This window comes from Methylosinus sp. Sm6, from assembly GCF_019802345.1.
In the GTDB taxonomy this organism is placed as follows: domain Bacteria; phylum Pseudomonadota; class Alphaproteobacteria; order Rhizobiales; family Beijerinckiaceae; genus Methylosinus.
This window is the reverse complement of record NZ_JAINDZ010000038.1, coordinates 1-20904: the sequence shown is the minus strand read 5'-3', so window position 1 is coordinate 20904 and position 20904 is coordinate 1. Positions and strand designations below refer to the sequence as shown.

Sequence of the window (20904 nt, the reverse complement as noted above, 5' to 3'; positions counted from 1 at the left end):
CTTTGCAGCGCTCCGCCGAAAGATTATTCAGCCGCAATCGGAATCAGCGCTCTCGTTCGCTTCGTTGTCCGAGAGAAACTCAGGCAGCTCTTCGGACTCGTCGGCTGCTTCGCCTGCGGAGAGCTCGACCTGCACTCCGTCGTCGAGCCGCAAAGGTTCCGGCAGCCAGCCGGAGTCGACGAGCAGCCGTTCGGCTTCAACCGCCATCTCGCCCTTTTTCAAATGTTCGACGAGCTGAACCGCCCGTTCGCCCTTGGCCTCGCGGACGGCGTCCAGGATTCGTCGCTTCGGCACGCGACCGAGGTAATTGTCGACGGTCGGCTTCCAGCCGGCGTCGACCATGTTCAAGCCGACCGCTCGAGCGAGCCGGTCAGCATTCTTCAGGCGCTGCTGCACCGAATGCGCCGCGACCGCGCCGCCGCCATAGCGGTCCGTCTTCTCATGGAGCGCATTGACGCCATGGCCGACGCAATGCGCGAGCAGCGCGAGGCGATGCGCGTCGTCGAGGCCGACGAGCCAATCCCAGAGTTGCTGGTCGTCTCTGGGAATGCACGATTTCCATGCATGCTGCCGCTCCGCGATCGCCTGTGAGCTGGCGCTGTTCTTCAGATCCGTGGGCTGGATCTGAAAGGCGATCTGCCGCAAGGAAATTTCCAAGCCGGACGTCGAAATCGACGCATAATGGAAGCTGTCGGCGACGAGCTTATGCAGCAACGCCGTCATGGCAACATTCGGATTATTCGCGACGGCGTTCTGCAGCGCCAATGTCCTGTGCGCCGTCAGCTCGATCAACAGTCGCTCGGGCAATGGCGTGAGCGCGTCGGTTTCATCTTCTTCCGACTCGACCGGGCGGCCTTCGACGGTGATTACGGCCTGCTGCGTCGCGGGAGCAATGGCCGGTGAGAACTCGTCTGCGCCCGCGTCATCGTTCGTGCTTTTCTCATGAGCGGGCGGCTCGTCCTCGGGCCGCACATAGCCGCGATCGACAGATAGAAGGCCATCGGCGTCGATGCTGACGAACGCTCCAGCGCGCGCGACGTCGCCCGGATCGAAGCTCCGCGGCCGATTTTGCAGCTCAGCGAGCGCCGTTTCGATCTCGCCCAGGCGCCGGTCGACATCCTCCGGCAGTTCGTCGACTTTTTCATATTCGGTCTCCAGGCTCTCATGTTCGGCCTCGAGCGAATCGATCGTCGCCTGTTCGTCGTCGGTCAACTCGGTGGGCGCGCCGACGAGTTCTCTCAGCCCATTCGTATGTCCGAACGGAAACGAGACCGCGACCTCGACCCATTTCCAGCCCTCGGCGGCGATCGCTTCGCCCGCCGCCTTCAACTTCTCGATGACGAGGCTGTCGAGCAACGCGACATTTTCCAGCCAGCCGCCGTCGTCGTGCTGGAACAGGTCGCGCATGACGATGCCTCCTGCCGTTTCATAGGCGTCGAGGCCGACGAAGACGGCTCGCCGATCGGCGGCGCGCACGGCTTTTTCCGTCAGCATGCGACGGATCTGGTAAGGTTCCTTCGACCAGGACTTTTCCAGCGCTGTCCAGACCTGCTCCTGCCGAGCGTGGTCCGACGAAACGGCGAACGCCATCAACTGCTCCAGCGACATTCCGTCCTCGGCATAGATGTCGAGGAGCTTCTCCGACACGGTGGTCAGCCGCAGGCGCTGCTTCACGACATTGACGCCGATGAAGAAAGCTGCGGCGATGTCCTCCTCGGACTTTCCTTTGGTCCGCATCGCCTGAAAGGCGCGGAACTGATCGAGCGGATGCAGCGGCGCGCGCAGGACGTTCTCGGCGAGCGAGTCGGCTTCCGCGAGGATGTCGGTCGCGGGATCCCGGACGACGCAGGGGACGGGCGCCGTTTTGGCGAGCCGCTTCTGTTTGACCAGAAGCTCGAGCGCGCGATAGCGGCGGCCGCCCGCCGGAATCTCGAAAATGCCGGTCTCGGCGCCGTCGGCGTCGAGCACGGGACGCACGTTAAGACTCTGAAGCAGTGTGCGGCGCGCGATGTCCTCGGCGAGCTCCTCGATTGAGACGCCGGCCTTCACCCGCCGGACATTCGCCTGGGAGAGGACGAGCTTGTTGAAAGGAATGTCGCGCGAGGACGACAGTGTGATCTTCTGAACGGCAGTAGCCATGGGGATAAACTCCGTGACGGGCGGCCGAAAGCCTCTCTCTCGGCCTGAACCGTCACGAAGCGCGGCGCCGCCCTCTCACTTTGAGGACGACGCCGCGGAATCGACGATCAGCAAATGCGGAAATGCACGAAGCCGGAGATACGGATTTCCACGTCTCCGGCTTTCCGGAATTCAGGATGCGCGATCGAGGAGCTTCTTGGCGCGCGCCTCCAGATCGAGACGGGCGTCCTGATGAGTCTTGTTCCGCGCGACGGCGGTAATGCCCTGCACGAAATCGAAGATGCTCTCGGGCTTTCGACCTTCCTCGGTCAACACGGTCTCGATGATCTTCGCCGTCTCCCTCTTGGAAAAACCGCGCCGTCGCAGGAAGTCGTCTCGGTCCTCATCAGTGCGGGCGACAATCTTCTCCCGCGCGGCCTTGATGCCGTTCACGAATGGCATGGGCGAAGAATCGGCGAAGCGCGTCAACGCCGGCGCTGCCTCATGCGCGAAACGGGAGGCGGCGTATTTCGAATGGCGGATGGTGATTTCCTCGAAATCTTCGACGCCCCACAGATTCCTGTTTTGGCAGACCGCGCGGAGATAGAAGCTCGCCATGCCGAGCGTCTTGGCGCCGACTTCGGAATTCCAGCAGTAAAAGCCGCGGAAATAAAGATCGGGCGAACCGTCCGGCAGCCGACCGGCCTCGATCGGATTGAGATCGTCGACCAGAAAGAGGAAAACATCGCGGTCCGAGGCATAGAGGGTCGTGGTGTCCTGGGTGATATCGACGTGCGGATGGTAGACGCCGGTCGACCAGTCGAGCACGCCCGGCACCTTCCAGCGCGTATCGCCCGTGCCGTTGCCCGCGATGCGCTGCACGGCCTCGACGAGTTCATGGTCGTAGATGCGGCCATAGTCGGGGCCGGTCACGGCTCGCAGTTCGACGCGGCCATCTTCGATCTCCAACGTCTTCACTTGCTCGGCGCGATTCGACGTCAAGCCGTATTGGAGATTAATGCCGGCGAGTGGCGCCGGGAGCTGGCGGAGGTAGGCGGCCGGCGCGCCGACCAGGCTCGCGAGCTGACCGAAGCTCCAATGCGTCGGCGCGATCGGCGCGTCCGAGCCGGGCAATGTGAGAGTGAGGTGCTCCGCGTTACCGCGGTCGGCCTCCACCCGGATCGCCGCGCTCTCCACCGTCCGAGTGCGGCTGCGCTCGGTCCGGCCGCGCACTGCCGCGTAGAGGTCTGACAGGGACAGGAAGCGCTCGTCTGGCGGCCGGGAGAACCATTCCGAGGACACGCGGCCGATTCGTTCGCCCCGATGCACGTCCACTTTGTAGCCGGCGGCCCGATCGTGCGGAGTATCCAAAATAGCTGACTTGGTCATAGGGTTGATCTCCATGACGGGCGCTGGAGGCCTCTCCTCTAGCGCTCGACCCGTCGCGGAAATCGGTCTGACCTCTTCCTCTGGGAGCTCACACCGCTCGGCTGACTACGGCCAATATACACTGGCAGGAAGAGGTTGCGGTGGCCGAGAAGGACAGGCTCGAGTGGGTCGTATGCCGCGCGCGATGAAAGCCGAATAGCGGCGAAGGGAACCTCCGCGCTGCAATGAAACGTTGGACACAGAGGATGGGATCGCGGTCTGGACCGGTGATCGATAACCCATATCATCGGGCATTTTCCGTAAAGCGCTGCCGTGCTACCTAGGGGGCATGGCGCTATCCGCGACGGACCCCGTCAACGACAACGATCCGGACCCGTATCGGCTCGGAATTGAGGGTTTCGCGCGCGGCGTTCCCCGGCACATGAATCCCTTCGACGAGACCGACTACGGGACCACGGTGTGGGAGGCATGGTTCGACGGATGGGACGACGCGAGCGACGAATCCCGAGAGTGGCGTAAATAATTGATTAACCATAAGCCTTGTACCCTGCCGCGAATTCGGTAAGATGCTTGACTCCGAATTGAACGGCTGGACGTCGATGTTGCAAGTTCTTGATGGTAATCGCGCGGTTCGTCAGGCGGAAGCCCGATCGCGCTCATGGATGGTGGGACGGCAGGAGATTGTCCTCGGCGACTGCGAGGATGAATTGGCGCGCATGGAGGCCGGAAGCACCGACGTCGTCGTCACGTCGCCTCCTTACAACATCGGCGTCGCCTACCGGTCCTACGACGACAAGAGGCCGCGCGAGGAATATCTGGAGTGGCTGAGACGGATCGCCGCTGCGATCGAGCGCGTGATGAAGGATGACGGGTCCTTCTTCCTCAACGTCGGCAGCACGAACGCCGACCCCTGGCTTGCGATGGACGTCGCGAACGTCTTCCGCGAGGCGTTCACGCTTCAGAACAATTTCACCTGGGTGAAGTCGATCAGCATCGGCGACGATTCCGTCGGCCACTTCAAGCCGATCGCCGGCCAGCGCTTCCTCAACAACAACCACGAGTCGATCTTCCACTTCACGAAGACCGGGAGCGTGCGGCTCGACCGCCTCGCCGTCGGCGTCCCTTTCAAGGATAAGAGCAACATCGCGCGGTGGGGGCACGACCGGGACAAGCGCTGCGCCGGGAATGTGTGGTTCATCCCATACAAGACCGTGCGCTCGAAGGCGCAGAAGTTTGACCACCCCGCAGGCTTTCCGGTCGAGCTTCCCGAGCGGTGCATCCGCCTGCACGGGAAGACGGCGGCGACGGTCCTCGATCCGTTCCTGGGCGCGGGATCGACGCTGGTCGCCGCCGAGCGGCTAGGCTGCGCCGGCGTCGGGATCGAGATCGATCCGCAATACGCCGGCACGGCCATGGAGCGCCTACGCGCGTCCTAGTTTCGGTCCGAGGACCCGCTCGAACGCGCGGCGCAGCCGGTTTTCCCAGCCGCCATTGCGGTAGTCGAAGGCGTATTTCGGAATGCGCCGTAGATCGTCCGGCGTTAGTTCCAGCTCGCCAGTGAGGCGATTCAATTGCCTTTGCAATTTGACGAGGAGCCCCTGGAAGCCGCCGTCCTTGGCGGTTTCGGGAGGCTGTTTCAGAATCTCGTCGGACTCTTCCGACATCAGAATAACTTTCATCTGTCGTTCCTGGGTATCGAGGAGGAGGATGCCGGCGCGTCGGGGAGGAATCGTGGCGCTCCGACATTAAGTAGTCGAGCAGATTCCGGGGCGGCATTCAAGCAACAGATACTTCATCGCAGCTTAATCTAAACAATTGTAATAAAAAATTGCCTTGTATTTCAAGGGGCTGCTTCGGGAGCGTTAAGTAGTATATCCCCTGTGGATACCACTCTCAAAGTCGCCGGAACGGCGATGGCCGACGAATTGATGGCCGGGTTGTCGCCACGGCTGTCCGGTTCAAGCTGAGCATAGTAACAGTTCGTATTGGGGAGGATATTGATAGTGTCGGGGCGGCGGCGCGCGCATGTCGACGATGCTCTTGCGATGCATGAGGTTGGCTTTCACGAGTCTTGCGAGGTCGAGGAAGCCGCGGCTACTCTTTTCGATGCTTTGGGCGAGGCGCAGCAGCAGATGAGCGATGAGCGCGGCCGCAAGCTGGATGCGCACCGCGTTTTGCGAGCGGCCCATCAGCCGCTTGATACGAAGCGTCTGTTTCATCAAGCGAAAGAACAGCTCGATGAGCCATCGGCGCTTGTAGATGTCGGCGATCTCGTCCGCCGGCGCGTCGAGATCATTGCTGAGCAGACGCAGTGTCTTGCCGGTGTCCGTCACGACCACGATCTCGCGCACGGCGTCGGCCATCGGATTTTTGCGCGCCTTCGCCTGACGAGCGGGCAGAAAGCCGATCCGGTCGCTCATGACCCGAGTTCCCGGCGCCAGCGGCAAATCCTTCGCCGCGCAAAGCGGCGTGTTGGTCTTGAAGCGCGTGACGATGCGGCAACCGGCCGCGTCCAGCCGCGCCCACCACTCATAATCGTAATAGCCGAGATCGAACACATAGGTGGCGCCGGCCTCGATCGGCATCTCCTTCGCCGCCGTGATGTCGTTGATCTTGGCCGCCGTGAGCGAATGATAGACCGGGCGCCCGAGGTCGGGATCGAAGATCACATGCGCCTTGGCGCCGCAGACGTCTGCGGAGAACCGCGCCCATTCGCAGCCGACGCCGGCCAGATGCAGGCTGGTCGAATCGATGAGGCGCACGACGTCCTTCATCTCGCGCCGCGTCTTGCGGTCGGCCTGCGCCAGCATATGCTCGAGCAGCCCCGTGAAGACCAGCGGGCAGCGGCTGCCGTTGGCGTCGGCGAAGGTCGAGCGGGCGGGAGCCTTGCCGCCGAGATGGTAGAGCCGCGCCTGATGGCTCCCCATCGCGGTCTCGATGGCGCGCAGCGACTCGGCGCCGGAAAACTGCGCGTAGAGCAGCGCGATGAGCTGGTGGCGCGTCGTGAAGCTGCGAACGAGGTCGTCGGCGCCATGTCGAGCGACCAGCGCATCGAAGGTGTTCCACGGAACCAGTTTGAGCAGATCGTGGAAAACTGTATTTTTGTGGCGCATGACGTTGATCTCCGATCCGTGTCCCGACGAGTCGCCAAACTCAGGACCGGATTAGAATCAATGTCATGCGCTAGTACAACCAATTTTTGTGCCGGACAGCCGTGGGTTGTCGCGGGTCATGGCGCCGAGCGGTGTGGGGCACCAATCTCGACCCATCCGAGGCATTGACAAAGGTCGCGAGCCGGTGGCGATTCCAATCGGGACTGAGCCCGCGGATTCGAAAAAATGAATGCTGTAGAAATCGAGGAAGCCGTCTCGACGCTTGCCGCCGCTCCGTTCGACCCCATTGAATTCCCATACGCTTTCCTTGCCGCCTTCGGCAACAAGGAGACGACGCTCAAGCGGCTCCGCAGCGGCTCGTCCAATGCCTCGGACGTCACGGGAGGCGTTCTTCAGCGCAACAACATCCATCTCGCGGCCTGCACGGACGGCAAAGTCGGCGCGATGCTAACGGCGCTCAGGAACAGCCCAAAGACTGCATCTGCGAAGGTCAAGTTCATCCTCGCGACCGACGGCGCCGACTTCCAGGCAGAGGATCTGAACACGGGCGAGACCGTCGCCTGCGACTATTCGGATTTCCCCAACCATTTCGGCTTCTTCCTGCCGCTCGCGGGGATCACAACCGTCAAGCAGATCCGCGAAAGCTCGTTCGACATCCGGGCCACCAGTCGCCTGAACAAGCTGTATGTCGAACTGCTGAAGGACAATCCCGAATGGGGGGCCGCCAAACGCCGCCATGACATGAACCACTTCATGGCGCGGCTGATATTCTGCTTCTTCGCGGAGGACACGGACATCTTCTGCCGGGAGAGGCTGTTCACCTCCACGATCGAGACGATGAGCGAGAAGGATTCGTCCAACACCCACGAGGTGATCTGCGAGCTGTTCCGCGCCATGAATACGAAGACGGCGGAGCGTGAGAGCGCCCGGGTTCCGCGCTGGGCCGACGCCTTCCCCTATGTGAACGGCGGCCTATTTTCGGGCGACACCGACGTTCCCCGATTCAGCCGCATCGCACGGTCCTATCTCCTTCACATCGGCAACTTGGACTGGAAGAAGATCAACCCCGATATCTTCGGGTCGATGATCCAGGCCGTCGCCGACGACGAAGAGCGCGGCGCGCTCGGCATGCACTACACCAGCGTGCCCAACATCCTGAAGGTGCTCAATCCGCTCTTCCTGGATGACCTGCGGGCGAAGCTCGAGGAGGCCGGCGACAATCCACGCATGTTGCTGAACCTCCGCAAGCGCATCTCGAGGATTCGCGTGTTCGATCCGGCATGCGGCTCGGGCAACTTTCTCGTCATTTCCTACAAAGAGATGCGGGCGATCGAGGCAGAGATCAACCGCCAGCGAGGCGAAGAGGGACGCAAGAGCGACATCCCGCTCACCAATTTCCGCGGTATCGAGCTGCGCGACTTCCCCGCGGAGATCGCACGGCTGGCCCTCATCATCGCCGAATACCAATGCGACGTCCTCTATCGCGGCCAGAAAGAGGCTTTGGCCGAGTTCCTGCCGCTCGACGCGCAGAACTGGATCACCTGCGGCAACGCGCTGCGCCTCGACTGGCAGAGCATCTGCCCTCCCACCGGGACAGGGGTGAAGCACCATGCCGACGACCTATTTCATACGCCGCTCGACCAGGCGCAGATCGATTTCGAGAACGAAGGCGGGGAAACTTATATTTGCGGGAATCCGCCTTACAAAGGACGCAACAAGAAAGAAAATGACGAGCGGAGCGATACTGAGCACGTTTTTGCTGCTTATACAGGCTCATATGCATCGTTAGACTATGTTGCTAATTGGTTCATAAAGGCATCTCATTTCTGCAATTCGACCAGAGCATCTGCAGCTTTTGTTGCTACGAATTCTATTTGTCAAGGTGAGCAAGTTGCGCTCCTTTGGCCCCTTCTGTTTAAAGCAGGAATGAAAATAGTTTTCGCGCACACCTCCTTCAAATGGTCCAATCTCGCAAGCGATAATGCGGGCGTTACCGTAGTTATTGTTGGACTGTCGAAGGACGAACGAGGGGCTATAATATTCTCCGGCTCTGAAGCCCGCCGTGTCGATGTGATTGGCCCCTATTTAATTCCGGGTTCGACGGCGGTTGTCACTCAGCGTAACTCTCCAATTTCCGAACTTGGTATAATGTATCTGGGGAACATGGCTAAAGACGGCGGCAACTTGATCATGTCGTTGGATCGGGCGCGACTGCTTTTCGAGCGTCATGCTGTCCCCCGACATTTTATTAGAAAATTTTTCGGATCGGAAGAGATTATTCATTCCAGGCCACGCGCTTGCCTTTGGTTGGAGGAAGCAGAAGTCGAAGAAGCAAAAAACTACCCAATGGTAGGCCAAATTTTAGACAAAGTCAGAACCTTCCGCTCAAGCAGTAAAGCACCGTCTACTAGAGCTCATGCCTCGCAACCTCATAAATTTGTACAACTTTCCGCCTCGGGCGGGGAAAGGGCAATTATCGTTCCTAGGGTATCATCCGAGAATAGGCCATACCTTCCTGTTGATTTCTTCGAGAGAGGCCCTGTCATTGGCGACAAATGCTTTGCAATTTACGATGAGCCTTTGTGGAATATGGCTATACTAGCGTCTCGTTTGCACTTGATATGGATCGCTACAGTTTGCTCGCGACTTGAAATGCGCTTCTCGTATGGCAACAAAATCGGCTGGAATACCTTTCCAGTCCCTATGCTCACCGAGAAAAACAAGGCCGACCTGACGCGCTGCGCCGAGGACATCCTGCTCGCCCGCGAGAACCATTTCCCGGCCACCATCGCCGACCTCTACGATCCCGAGACGATGCCCGAGGATCTGCGAAGAGCGCATGAGAAGAACGATGAGACGCTCGAGCGCATCTACATCGGGCGCCGCTTCAAGAACGACACGGAACGACTCGAAAAGCTGTTTGATCTTTACACCAAAATGACCGCGGCGCAGGGGGCGGGCTCCCCGAAGGCCAAGGCGGCGAAGAAATCGAAGGCGAATTCATGACCGCTTCCCTTCCCTCCGTCTCTATGCAAGCAGCGCGCACGGGCGCGTCGAAGAAGGCCAACGAACTCGGCATGCGCGTCATGCAGGAGCGCGCATACGAGAAGCGCGGCGAGCAGTATCTGCTGATCAAATCGCCGCCAGCGTCGGGCAAGAGCCGCGCGCTGATGTTCCTCGCCTTGGACAAGCTCAACAATCAAGGAATCCGAAAGGCCATCATTGCGGTTCCTGAGCGATCCATCGGGGGCAGTTTCGCTGACGAGCCGCTCTCGAAATACGGGTTCTATTGGGATTGGACGGTGGCGCCGAAGTGGAACCTTTGCAACGCGCCGGGCGACGACAACGGCAAGGTCGCGCCGTCGAAGGTCAAGGCGGTCGGTGACTTCCTAAAGAGCGAAGACAATATCCTCGTCTGCACCCACGCGACGTTCCGCTTCGCCATCGAGGACCTGGGCATGGAGGCATTCGACGGCTGTCTGATCGCCATTGACGAGTTCCACCACGTCAGCGCCGACCAGAGCAACCGGCTCGGCGCGCAGCTCCGCGACATCATCGCGCGCGACAAGGTCCACGTCGTCGCAATGACGGGATCCTATTTCCGTGGTGACGCCGTGCCCGTCCTCGCGCCGGAAGACGAAGCCAAATTCGTGCCGGTCACCTACACCTATTATGAGCAGCTAAATGGCTACGAACATCTGAAGAGCTTGGACCTCGGATATTTCTTTTATTCGGGCAGCTATCTCGACTCGATCATGGCGGTGCTCGACCCGTCGCTGAAGACGATCGTGCACATCCCCAACGTCAATTCGCGCGAGAGCACGATGCGTGGAAAGATCGAGGAGGCCAACGAGATCATGCACGCGCTGGGCGAATGGCAGGGAGAAGATCCGTCCACGGGATTCCACCTGATCAAGCGTCCCGACGGCGGCATCCTGAAAGTCGCGGATCTCGTCGAGGACGATCCCGCCAAGCGCGACAGGGTCATCGGCGCCCTGAAGGATCCCGCGCAGCGCGACAACCGCGGCCACGTCGACATCATCATCGCCCTCGGCATGGCCAAGGAAGGCTTCGACTGGATCTGGTGCGAGCATGCGCTGACGGTCGGCTACCGGGCCAGTCTCACCGAGATCATCCAGATCATCGGCAGAGCGACCCGCGATGCGCCGGGGAAATCCACTGCGCGCTTCACCAACCTGATCGCCGAGCCAGACGCCTCGGAAGAGGCCGTCGCCGGGGCCATCAACGACACTCTGAAAGCGATCGCAGCCAGCCTGCTGATGGAGCAGGTAATGGCGCCCCGCTACAATTTCACGCCCAAAGACGCCGGCCCGCAGGAGGGATACGACTACGGCGAGGGAGGCTATAAGGAGAACGCTCCGAACGTCGGCTTCAACGAGCAGACCGGCGAGATCCACATCGAGATAAAGGGGCTGACGATGCCGCAGAGCCCCGAGGCGACGCGCATCTGCGCCGAGGACATCAACGAGGTTATCGCCGCCTTCGTCCAGGACAAGCGCACTGCGGAGCGCGGGATGTTCGACCGGGAGGGCACCATTCCCGAGGAGCTGACGCAGTTGCGGATGGGCGCCATCGTGCGCGAGCGATATCCCGAACTGGACGACGGCGATCAGGAGGCGGTCCGCCAGCACGCCGTCGCGGCGCTGAATCTGACGCAGCAGGCCAAGGCGATAGAGGCGAATGCGGCAAGCCGAGGCGACGGGGAACCCAAAGCCAACCTTGCGCTACTCCAGGGGGTGCGGCAGTTCGTCAACGTTCGCGATCTGGACATCGATCTGATCGACAGCATCAACCCCTTCCAGACGGCATACTCGATCCTCTCGAAGCGCATGAGCGAGCACAGTCTCAAACAGGTCGAGGAGATCATCGCGGCCAGGAAGATCAAGCTGCCGCTCGAAGAGGCGCGCGACCTCGCCAAGCGCGCCGTTCGGTTCAAAAACGAACGCAATCGTTGGCCGGAACTCTCGTCGCAGGATGCCTGGGAGAAGAAGCTGGCCGAGGGCAGACTGGCGTTCGCGAAAATGATGGCCGATGCGAAGAAAGCCGAGTCCACCGATGCATGACATGGACGACGATGAGCTGCTCGCGGCCCTCGAAATATCGGACGAGGAGAAAGAGGTTGGCGCGTACACGCCCCTTCAGGAACGCGTCATCGCAGGCTTCGAGGACATCGTTCGCTTCGTAAGGGAGCACGGAAGGCGCCCGTCACATGGCGAGGATCGCGACATCTTCGAGCGCCTCTACGCCGTACGTCTCGACCGTCTACGCGATCAGGGCGAGTTCCACGCCCTCCTCGCCCTGCTCGACGAGTTCGGACTTCTCTCCGGCGGCGTGGATACCGATCAGGCGCCCGAACTCGAGGACGACGAGGCGCTTCTGGCGGAGTTGGAGATCGAGGACCAGCCCGACAGCATCACAACACTCAAGCACGTGAAGCCGTACGTCGAGATCAATGCCGCCGAGGAGGTCGCGAGACGGACGCCGTGCGCCGACTTTGACGAGGTCAAGGCATTGTTCGAGCGGGTGAAGAAGGATCTGGACCAGGGCTCCCGACGGACCAGACGCTTCAAGCGCGATGCCGAGATCAAGGAAGGCGAGTTCTTCGTCCTCGGCGGACAGATGGCCTACGTCGCGAAGATCGGCGAGGAGTTCCTCACCGAGCAGGACCGCCGCAACGCCAAGCTGCGCGTCATTTTCGATAATAAAACGGAGAGTCACGGGCTCATGCGCTCGTTCCAACGTGCGCTCTATAAGGACGGGGCTGGGCGCCGCGTCACCGCCCCGGGAGCCGGCCCGCTCTTCGACGAGGATGACGACGATGATGCCCCGGAATTACCGTCGGGCGACGAGAGCGGAACGATCTACGTGCTCCGCAGCAAATCGAGCGATCCGGGGATCGCCTCCAAGCGCGCGGTGCTGCATAAGATCGGCGTTACCGGCAACGACGTCGAGAAGAGGATCTCGAATGCCGAGGTTGATCCGACATTCCTGATGGCCGGCGTCGAGGTCGTCGCGACATACAGGCTCTTCCATATCAACAGGTCGAGGCTGGAGAATCTCATCCACCGCTTCTTTTCGGCGGCGCGCCTCGACCTCGAATTGAAAGATCGCTTCGAGAAACCGGTGAGGCCGCAGGAATGGTTCCTCGTTCCCTTGCCGGTCATCGACGAGGTTGTTCACAGGATCGAGGACAGGACCATCGTCGACTTTGAATACGATCTAGCCAGCGCTTCATTGAAGCGTATCGAAAGGATCGCTGACTTATAGCGGAAGGTCGTCCTGAATGCTGCCGGGGATCACGTTGTGGACCTTTATGACTTCCGTCCGCTGGTCTATCAACTCGCCCTTTTCATCGTAGGAGTAGACGACGCGAACCGTGCACAAAAGGGCGTCGCCGGGATAAATCGGAATCTTGCGGGCATGGTATTCGTCCAGCCACGGTTCGTCCCTCATCGCCGCGCTGACGTTGCTCTTCCCGTGCATGAATTGCCACATTGTGTCCTTCAGCATGTCGGGGCGCCGGACGGTGAGGACCAGTTCGAGAATGTTTTCCTTCTCGATGGGCTGCGCGGGAACGGTCTTGAGCGTCTCGCTCGGAAGCCATGTCTCCTTCAGGTCGACGGTGTATTCGCTCTTCCCGATCTCGACGACGAGTCCGTCCCCCACCTCGAGTTCCGCCTTCGCCCTTTGAAGCTTGTCGAGGGCCGCTATCAGGCGACCGTCGTGCAGCGGCGCATAGTCTGGAAGGTGTCGGACGTCGGTCTGCACGGCGTCGGCCAGGATATCTTTCTTGAACTCGCCGAGCCGCGGCTGGGCGTCCTCTTCCTTGTCCAGGTAGCGAATGGCTCGAAGGCGGACGCCGTTCGCGAAGCCGCCGGCGAGCCGTTTCCAGTCGCCCGACTTCAAAGCGTCCTCGTCGACCGACCGCAGGGCGTTGGCGAGCCGAACGCGCAGGGAACCAGACGCCACGTCCTCCAGGACGAGCGAGGTCTCGATTTTTCCGTCGAGCGTCGGAAGGACCGCCCGGTCGAGGCTCTGGAAGGCGTCTATCAGTGCGCTGGCGGCGTCGAAGACCCGGCGGGGGTTTCCAGATCCCTTTTTAAAATCGATGACAAAGCTGAAATCGCCTTCATGCTGCATAACGGTTCCCGGAAAGGTTCTCCATCTGCCGGCGATCTAAGACAGACTTTCTATGGCGTCACAAGCGCAGACGGGAGACGCGGGTTGACCTCGGCCTGTGACAGCATGGACATCGGGACAAGGTTTTCGCAAGGGCGATTGTTGGCAGCTTGCGCCTGACCGTCGCGAGCGAGTTTTCGACGTGGCGCTCGGATCGGATCGGATCGGCGGCGCCGCGGGGGTATGGACGCTCGGGAAGGACGGATGTTTTGGCGATTTCGGCGACTGAGGGGAGATCCTCGCCTTGATCGGCCAGCACTGCTCGACGATGGATGGCGGTACGAGGTCCCGCACCGTGCTCAGCACGGCCTCGTCCGACCATGCGCCTGACAGACTAGCGTTATGATTCAACCGCTGGAAGTTCATAGCGCCAGATGTGCAAAGCGTCCTCCTCCCAGGTGACCTCCAATACTTGGTTCACGAGGTCAGCATCGGCTCCGAGTTCATCGAGCGCATGCTCGAAAAGCTCGATCTGCATGTCCAGATCCATGCCTGATGGCCCGTTGAGGCAGACAAGTCCAGCGTGGAGGGCGACGTCAGCGTACTGTCCCTTCGCCCCCGGTTGCTTCGCCGGGCCCCGGAAGTCGACAGAGTTCTTGGTGACAAAGGTCCAATCCCCACCGAGGATGATGGGCTTCAGCTCCCAGTCCTTCAGGCCGGCTCGGCTGAGCCAGACGACGTGGGACGATTCGCCGTGTCCTTTGGCGTGCGCGAGTTTGGTCAGCTCGGGGCTCAGACACTCGTCGATCAAGAACTTCATCCCGCCTTCCTGCTGCGAGGGACCCGTCGGTCGGCGACGATGGCCGCACCTTTGGGAAGCTCGTCACTCGCCTTGGGGCGACCCCGCGTAGGGTTTGCCTCGGCGTAGATCGCCGCAAGCTCGACCTTGTCCGAGTCGAGGGAGGGATAGGCCGTGAGAATGCGATCCATTTTGAGGCCGGCCGCCACGGAGGCGGCGACGTCATGAACGGGAACGCGCGTGCCACGCACGACCGGGGCACCTCCGAGCACGTCTGGATCGGATACGACGATCTCGCGGGCGGCTGCTAGACGCTCCATGCGCTCCTTGGTCCGCCGGACGAAAGGCGCCAGGTCGATGGTGAGAAATTCGTCCCGCACGGTCCAATCCTCTTCAATCAGGGATGCAAGGGCGCGAGTGCGGAACCTGTGGAGGCGCGACGCCACCTCGCGGATCGCGAAGAGGCGCTCTTCGGAGGTGAGGTGTTTTGCGCTATCGAAGTAGAACGCGATGAGTGTGCAGGCTGTCGCTGTGACGCGCCGGCCATCATCAAGCGAAAAGAACCCCTCGGGAAGGATGTGCTCGTCGATGACCCGATTGACATCGCGGAGAGCGACGCAGGCGACCACCGCAGCCTCAGACGGCTTCAGCATGTCCGTGACAGAACCCATGACGCCCTCCATTAAATCTTCCGATAGATCGGAATATATATCGGCGAGGCCTCGACTTCAATGAAACGGTCGTCAGCCGGACACGAGCAAGATGTCCACGCCCGCTAGGGTGGACACCATGTGGACACGACATCGGGAAAGCGAAAGGCCGCCTTACGGCGGCCCTATCGTAACACTCTAATTTTCTAGATGATTTTTGGAGCGGGCGAAGGGATTCGAACCCTCGACCCCAACCTTGGCAAGGTTGGGAATTCAGTCGGGACAAGGGCGTCCCGCTTGCCATGGATGCAGGCGAAGGCGAGGGACGGATCCCTTGACCCCCCAAATCTGCACCTTATCTTTGGAAGGCTGTGGTTCCCCCTGAGCTATAGCAAGCGAGACGCCCCGACCGTAGACTACGCGGCGGGGCGTTTCTTTTCTCCTCAGATTATGTCGTGCACGCGGCATAGAGCAAGCAGCAGTTGAATCCAACGCTCGCTATCTCGCCGTATGTGGAGGCGTCGGGTTTACGCTTTCGCATCCCGCTGGTAAAAAAGATCATGGTTCGTCTGCTCCGCGCGCTTCTTCCCATCCTCGTGCTGGCTTCGCTGCTGGCTGGCGGGGGAGCGGCTCCGCGCGCCGATCGCGGATGCGATGGTATGAGCGCCGCGGCTGTGGAAGATTGCCATAAAGCTGTCGGAGATCACGGCGCCCAAAGCGCCGATGATTGCGCGGCAGTGTCTTGCGGCCAAGTCCCACCAGTCGCCGGCCCAATCGAAGCATTCTTCCGCCTGCCGGTCTTCGCCGCGGTGGTCGCTATCGTCGCCGCGAGCGACGTCGATCCCGCCTCCCTGGCCGGTTCTCCGGACCTTCGACCTCCGATCGCCTGAAGCCATATTCGCCGGCTCCGCCGCTCACGCGGCGCGACGGCTTCGTGAGCTTCAACGCAATCCGCCGCCGCTGCGGCTGGAGATCGAAATCATGCCTCCTTTCGCGCCTTTGTTCGGCGCGCTCGCGCTCGCCGCGAGCGTGACCGTGTCAGTGCTTCACGCTTTCCATTCCAACGCGGCCCAATCGGGTCGCCCGATCACGGCCGCCGCGCACGACGATCCCATTCTCTTCTATCGTGATCCGATGGGCGGCGGCGAGGTCTCGCGCCATCCGCGCAAGGACGAGATGGGAATGGACTTTCTGCCGGTGCGCCGATCGCAGATCGCGCCGTTCATCGGAAAGCTTCCCGATCCGCTCGCGGCCTCGCGCGAGGAGCCGCTCTTCTATCGCGATCCGATGGGCGGCGACGATATTTCCGCAGGCCCGCGAAAGGACGGCATGGGTATGGACTATCTGCCGGTCCGGCCGGCCGATCTGCGCGCCGTCCTCCCCGAGTTCTCCGCGAAGCCGCGTGCGAAGCGAATCGTCTACTACCGCAATCCGATGGGGCTGCCCGATGTTTCGCCGGCGCCGAAGAAGGATGCGATGGGCATGGATTACACGCCCGTCTATGAGGGCGACGAGGCCGAGGCCGATGGCGCGGTGCGCATCGCGCCCGGAAAAATCCAGCGCACGGGCGTGCGCTCGGAACTCGTGAGGCGTCGGCCGCTCGTCGCCAAGATTCGCGTGCCCGGCGCGGTGCAGGTCGACGAGCGCCGCGTCGCCGTGGTCGCGACGCGCTCCGAGGCTTTCGTCGAGAAGGTCGCCGACGCCACGACCGGCGCGCGCGTCTCGAAAGGCCAGCCGCTGGTAAGGCTCTATTCTCCGGCCATCGCCGCGGCGGCGGCGGATTATTTGGTTTTCGCAGGCTCTCAGACGGGCGACGCGAGATTGCTCGACGGCGTGCGGAGGAAGCTCGAGACGCTGAACGCGCCGCCGGAATTCATCGCCGAGATCGCGCGCAGCCGGCGCGTGCCGGCGAGCGTCTCCTGGCCGGCGCCGCGCGATGGCGTCATTCTCGAGCGCAACGCCGTCGACGGAATGAAGGCCGAGGCCGGGCAGGTGCTGTTCCGCATCGCCGATCTCTCGGTGGTCTGGGCGCTCGTCGATGTCGCTGAGCAGGATTATGCGCGTCTGCGCGTCGGCCAAGCCGTCGAGATCAGAGCGCGCGGCCTGCCGGATCGCGTCTTCGCCGGCAATGTGACGGTCGTCTATCCGCAGATCAATCGCGAGACGCGCACGGCGCGCGTGCGCATCGAACTGCCCAACGCCGATCTGACCCTGCGGCCCGACATGTATGTCGAGGCGGCGATTCTGGTCGGCGACGCCGAGCAGATCGTGACCGCGCCCGAGAGCGCGGTGATCGAGACCGGCAAGCGTGCGCTTGTCCTCCTCGACAAGGGCGATGGGCGTTTCGAGCCGCGCGAGGTGATGCTCGGCCGGCGCGGCGAAGGATTCGTCGAGGTGCGGAGCGGCCTCGACGAGATGGACCGCGTGGTGACGGCGGCCAATTTCCTCATCGATTCGGAGAGCAATCTGCGGGCGGCGCTGCAAACCCTCGCCGGAGCGGAGGGGGCGCGATGATCTCCCGTCTCATCGCCTGGTCGGCGCGCAATCTCGTCCTCGTCTTTCTCGGCGCCGCTTTCGCGATCGGGACGGGAGCCTATGCGCTGCGCACGCTGCCGCTCGACGCGCTGCCCGATCTCTCCGACGTGCAGGCGATCGTCTACACGGAATATCCGGGACAGGCGCCGCAGGTCGTCGAGGACCAGGTCACCTATCCGCTGACGAGCGCCATGCTGACCGTGCCGCGCTCCAAAGTGGTGCGCGGCTTCTCCTTCTTCGGCGTCTCCTTCGTCTATGTGATCTTCGAGGACGGCGTCGATCTCTATTGGGCGCGCTCGCGCGTGCTCGAATATTTGAGCGCCGCGACCAAGAAGCTGCCGCAAGGCGTGACGCCGGCGCTCGGTCCCGACGCGACGGGGGTCGGCTGGGTCTATCAATATGCGCTCGTCGCCAAGGAGATGACGCTCGCCGAGCTGCGCTCGCTCCAGGATTGGACATTGCGCTACGGCCTCTCCAGGGCCGAAGGCGTGGCGGAAGTCGCGAGCGTCGGCGGCTTCGTCAAGCAATATAATGTGGTCGCCGATCCGAATCGGCTGCGCGCGCTCGGTGTCTCCTTGAAGCAGCTGCGCGAGGCGATCCGCGCGAGCAACGCGGATGTCGGCGGCCGCACGGTCGAGCTCTCCGAATTCGAGTTCATCGTGCGCGGCCGCGGCTATTTGAAGAGTTCCGCCGATATCGAGCATATCGGCCTGCGCGCGGAGAATGGCACGCCGCTGCTGCTGCGTGACGTCGCGCGCGTGGAGCTCGGGCCGGACGAGCGGCGCGGCGTCACCGAGCTCGACGGCGAGGGCGAGGTCGCGAGCGGAATCGTCTTGCAGCGCTACGGCGTTAATGCGCTGAGCGTGATCGACAATGTGAAAGCGGCGCTGGCCCGGCTCGCGCCCGCCCTGCCGCAAGGCGTGGAGATCGCGACCGTCTATGATCGCTCGCAGCTCATCCATGCGGCGATCGAGACGCTGCGTGGAACGCTCTTCGAGGAGAGTGTCATCGTCGCCCTCGTCTGCGCAGTGTTCCTGCTGCATCTGCGCAGCGCGCTCGTCGCGGTGATCATGCTGCCAGTCGGCGTGCTGATCGCCTTCGCTGCGATGAAGGCGCTCGGGCTCGGCTCCAACATCATGAGCCTCGGAGGTGTCGCCGTCGCCATCGGCGCGATGGTCGACGCCGCGATCGTCATGATCGAGAACGCGCACAAGCATCTGGAGCGAGCGCAGCCGGAAAAGCCCCGCATCGACGTAGTGATCGAGGCGGCGAGCGAGGTCGGGCCGGCGCTGTTCTTCAGCCTGCTCGTCATCACCGTGTCCTTCCTGCCGATCTTCACGCTGGAGGCGCAGGAGGGAAGGCTGTTCGCGCCGCTCGCCTATACGAAGACTTTCGCCATGGCCGCGGCGGCGCTTCTGTCGGTGACGCTGGTTCCGGCGCTGATGGTCGTCTTCGTGCGCGGAAGCATCGTGCCGGAGGCGAAAAATCCGATCAACCGCGCGCTCATCTTTCTCTATCGCCCGATCATCGCGCGCGTGCTGAAGGCGAAGACGGCGACGATCCTTCTCGCATTTCTCGCGATCGTCGCGACGATCGTTCCGGCGCGCGAGCTCGGCGGCGAGTTCATGCCGACGCTGGACGAAGGCACTCTGCTCTATATGCCGACGACGCTGCCCGGCCTCTCGGTCACCAAGGCGGCCGAGCTGCTGCAGACGCAGGACCGCATCATCAAATCTTTTCCCGAGGTCGCGTCCGCCTATGGCAAGGCCGGGCGCGCTGCGACCGCGACCGATCCGGCGCCGCTCGAAATGTTCGAGACGGTCGTCAGCCTGAAGCCGAAAGATCAATGGCGGCCGGGAATGACGACGAGCAAGCTCGTCGCCGAGCTCGACGCCGCCTTGCAGTTTCCCGGCGTCTCCAACGCCTGGACCATGCCGATCAAGGCGCGGGTCGACATGCTCGCGACGGGCATTCGTACGCCGATCGGCGTGAAAATCTTCGGCCGTGATCTCGCGCAGATGGAAGGCGTCGCGCGGCAGGTCGAGGTCGTGCTGAAGCGCGTTCCCGGCACGGCGAGCGCCTATGCCGAGCGCGTCAACGGCGGCTATTTCCTCGACATCGTCCCCGATCATCCGGCGCTCGCGCGCTATAATCTGATGATCGGCGATGTGCAGGAGGTGATCGCCACCGCGCTCGGCGGAGAGACGATCACGACGACGGTCGAAGGGCGCGAGCGCTATGGCGTCAACATCCGCTATCCGCGCGAGTTCCGCTCCGATCCGCAGACGATCGCGAAAGAAGTGCTCGTGCCGCTGCCGCGTGGCGGCGCGGTTCCGCTGGGCGAGGTCGCGAGGATCGAGCTCATGCGCGGGCCGACGTCGATCCGCACGGAGAACGGCCAGCTCGCGGTCTATGTCTTCGTCGATGTGCGCGACCGCGATCTCGGCTCCTATGTCGCCGAGGCGCAGAAAGCCGTGGCGCAATCAGTCTCTTTTCCCGCTGGCTCCTATGTGACCTGGAGCGGGCAGTTCGAATATATGCAGCGCGCCGAGGCGCGATTGAAAGTCGTCGTTCCGCTGACGCTCGCGATCATCTTCCTGCTGCTCTATCTCAATTTCCGTCGCTTGACTGAGACGCTGATCGTGATGGCGTCCTTGCCCTTCGCGCTGGTCGGCGGCGTGTGGGCGATGTGGCTCATGGGCTTCGACCTCTCGGTCGCGGCGGCGGTCGGCTTCATCGCGCTCGCCGGCGTCGCCGCCGAGACCGGCGTCGTCATGCTGATCTATCTGGATCAGGCCATGAAAGAGATCGCCGCCGAGCGCGCCGCGCAGGGGCGCGCCTTCACGCGCGCCGATCTGCATGAGGCGATCATGCTCGGCGCCGTCGAGCGGGTGCGCCCGAAGATGATGACGGTCACGGCCATCATCGCCGGCCTGCTGCCGATCCTCTGGAGCCATGGCGCGGGCTCGGAGGTCATGCAGCGCATCGCGGCGCCGATGATCGGCGGAATGGCCTCCTCGACCATGCTGACTCTCGTCGTCATTCCGGCGATCTATGCGCTCGTCAAGGGCTTCCGCTTGCCTCGCGCCGGAGTCACTTCGAACGCAGGCCGAGCAGCACGCGGCCGTCCGGCTCGGAATTGACGCTCGATCCCGTGACG

14 protein-coding genes are annotated in these 20904 nt (G+C 62.3%); 7 read left to right on the top strand and 7 right to left on the bottom strand.

Annotated features, from left to right (window positions below; translation table 11 throughout):
* Positions 1-27 precede the first annotated feature (27 nt).
* Both K3F48_RS19625 and K3F48_RS19620 read right to left on the bottom strand, forming a co-directional pair.
* Positions 28-2139 (bottom strand): ParB/RepB/Spo0J family partition protein, encoded by a 2112-nt coding sequence (locus K3F48_RS19625; RefSeq protein WP_222577135.1) that lies wholly within the window; start codon positions 2137-2139, stop codon positions 28-30.
* Positions 2140-2310: 171 nt separating this feature from the next.
* The gene (locus tag K3F48_RS19620) at positions 2311-3507 is read right to left on the bottom strand and encodes a DUF932 domain-containing protein (RefSeq protein ID WP_222577134.1); all 1197 of its coding nucleotides are present in this window, start codon (positions 3505-3507) and stop codon (positions 2311-2313) included.
* Positions 3508-4088: 581 nt separating this feature from the next.
* Here K3F48_RS19620 and K3F48_RS19615 point away from each other — a divergent pair.
* Complete coding sequence (locus K3F48_RS19615) at positions 4089-4943, top strand: site-specific DNA-methyltransferase (RefSeq protein ID WP_210332670.1); 855 nt, start codon at positions 4089-4091, stop codon at positions 4941-4943.
* Here the strand turns inward: K3F48_RS19615 and K3F48_RS19610 are convergent.
* On the bottom strand, positions 4929-5186 hold the full coding sequence (locus K3F48_RS19610; RefSeq protein WP_196408704.1) for an aspartyl-tRNA synthetase: 258 nt from the start codon (positions 5184-5186) through the stop codon (positions 4929-4931). The two genes, K3F48_RS19615 and K3F48_RS19610, sit on opposite strands and share 15 nt — an antisense overlap.
* 279 nt (positions 5187-5465) lie before the next feature.
* A complete protein-coding gene (locus K3F48_RS19605; protein ID WP_222577133.1) occupies positions 5466-6620 on the bottom strand; it encodes an IS4 family transposase in 1155 nt (384 codons plus the stop codon).
* Between the two features lie 225 nt (positions 6621-6845).
* On the opposite strand from K3F48_RS19605, the gene K3F48_RS19600 reads away from it, so the two are divergent.
* From K3F48_RS19600 to K3F48_RS19590, 3 genes are read left to right on the top strand one after another with little or no spacing between them, the layout of a single operon-like run.
* Positions 6846-9626 carry a DNA methyltransferase gene (locus K3F48_RS19600; protein ID WP_222577132.1) on the top strand — a complete coding sequence of 927 codons (2781 nt, stop codon included), beginning with the start codon at positions 6846-6848 and terminating at the stop codon, positions 9624-9626.
* Positions 9623-11704, top strand: coding sequence for a DEAD/DEAH box helicase (locus tag K3F48_RS19595; RefSeq protein WP_222577131.1), 2082 nt, complete (start codon positions 9623-9625; stop codon positions 11702-11704). The genes K3F48_RS19600 and K3F48_RS19595 overlap by 4 nt, the downstream gene beginning before the upstream one ends.
* Positions 11697-12908: a GIY-YIG nuclease family protein gene (locus K3F48_RS19590; RefSeq protein ID WP_222577130.1), complete on the top strand. Its 1212-nt coding sequence runs from the start codon at positions 11697-11699 to the stop codon at positions 12906-12908. The genes K3F48_RS19595 and K3F48_RS19590 overlap by 8 nt, the downstream gene beginning before the upstream one ends.
* Here K3F48_RS19590 and K3F48_RS19585 read toward each other — a convergent pair.
* From K3F48_RS19585 to K3F48_RS19575, 3 genes are all read right to left on the bottom strand, one after another.
* Positions 12903-13781 (bottom strand): hypothetical protein, encoded by an 879-nt coding sequence (locus tag K3F48_RS19585; protein WP_222577129.1) that lies wholly within the window; start codon positions 13779-13781, stop codon positions 12903-12905. The genes K3F48_RS19590 and K3F48_RS19585 overlap by 6 nt on opposite strands.
* A 379-nt stretch (positions 13782-14160) precedes the next feature.
* Entirely contained in the window at positions 14161-14580 is a 420-nt protein-coding gene (locus tag K3F48_RS19580) for a DUF5615 family PIN-like protein (RefSeq protein WP_222577128.1), read from the bottom strand.
* Entirely contained in the window at positions 14577-15230 is a 654-nt protein-coding gene (locus K3F48_RS19575; RefSeq protein ID WP_246722017.1) for a DUF433 domain-containing protein, read from the bottom strand. Before K3F48_RS19575 ends, K3F48_RS19580 begins: the two co-directional genes overlap by 4 nt.
* Before the next feature lie 461 nt (positions 15231-15691).
* On the opposite strand from K3F48_RS19575, the gene K3F48_RS19570 reads away from it, so the two are divergent.
* The 3 genes from K3F48_RS19570 (at position 15692) to K3F48_RS19560 (ending at position 20887) form a co-directional block, all read left to right on the top strand.
* Positions 15692-16099, top strand: coding sequence for a hypothetical protein (locus K3F48_RS19570; RefSeq protein ID WP_255609421.1), 408 nt, complete (start codon positions 15692-15694; stop codon positions 16097-16099).
* Positions 16100-16190: 91 nt separating this feature from the next.
* Positions 16191-17723, top strand: coding sequence for an efflux RND transporter periplasmic adaptor subunit (locus K3F48_RS19565; protein ID WP_222577127.1), 1533 nt, complete (start codon positions 16191-16193; stop codon positions 17721-17723).
* Positions 17720-20887 carry an efflux RND transporter permease subunit gene (locus K3F48_RS19560; protein WP_222577126.1) on the top strand — a complete coding sequence of 1056 codons (3168 nt, stop codon included), beginning with the start codon at positions 17720-17722 and terminating at the stop codon, positions 20885-20887. The genes K3F48_RS19565 and K3F48_RS19560 overlap by 4 nt, the downstream gene beginning before the upstream one ends.
* Positions 20888-20904: the final 17 nt, after the last annotated feature.

Bases quoted from the DNA above. Each gene is read 5' to 3' on its own strand.
- K3F48_RS19625 (WP_222577135.1), bottom strand. From the start codon at position 2,139: ATGGCTACTGCCGTTCAGAAGATCACACTGTCGTCCTCGCGCGACATT.
- K3F48_RS19620 (WP_222577134.1), bottom strand. From the start codon at position 3,507: ATGACCAAGTCAGCTATTTTGGATACTCCGCACGATCGGGCCGCCGGC.
- K3F48_RS19610 (WP_196408704.1), bottom strand. From the start codon at position 5,186: ATGAAAGTTATTCTGATGTCGGAAGAGTCCGACGAGATTCTGAAACAG.
- K3F48_RS19605 (WP_222577133.1), bottom strand. From the start codon at position 6,620: ATGCGCCACAAAAATACAGTTTTCCACGATCTGCTCAAACTGGTTCCG.
- K3F48_RS19600 (WP_222577132.1), top strand. From the start codon at position 6,846: ATGAATGCTGTAGAAATCGAGGAAGCCGTCTCGACGCTTGCCGCCGCT.
- K3F48_RS19595 (WP_222577131.1), top strand. From the start codon at position 9,623: ATGACCGCTTCCCTTCCCTCCGTCTCTATGCAAGCAGCGCGCACGGGC.
- K3F48_RS19590 (WP_222577130.1), top strand. From the start codon at position 11,697: ATGCATGACATGGACGACGATGAGCTGCTCGCGGCCCTCGAAATATCG.
- K3F48_RS19585 (WP_222577129.1), bottom strand. From the start codon at position 13,781: ATGCAGCATGAAGGCGATTTCAGCTTTGTCATCGATTTTAAAAAGGGA.
- K3F48_RS19580 (WP_222577128.1), bottom strand. From the start codon at position 14,580: ATGAAGTTCTTGATCGACGAGTGTCTGAGCCCCGAGCTGACCAAACTC.
- K3F48_RS19575 (WP_246722017.1), bottom strand. From the start codon at position 15,230: ATGGGTTCTGTCACGGACATGCTGAAGCCGTCTGAGGCTGCGGTGGTC.
- K3F48_RS19565 (WP_222577127.1), top strand. From the start codon at position 16,191: ATGCCTCCTTTCGCGCCTTTGTTCGGCGCGCTCGCGCTCGCCGCGAGC.
- K3F48_RS19560 (WP_222577126.1), top strand. From the start codon at position 17,720: ATGATCTCCCGTCTCATCGCCTGGTCGGCGCGCAATCTCGTCCTCGTC.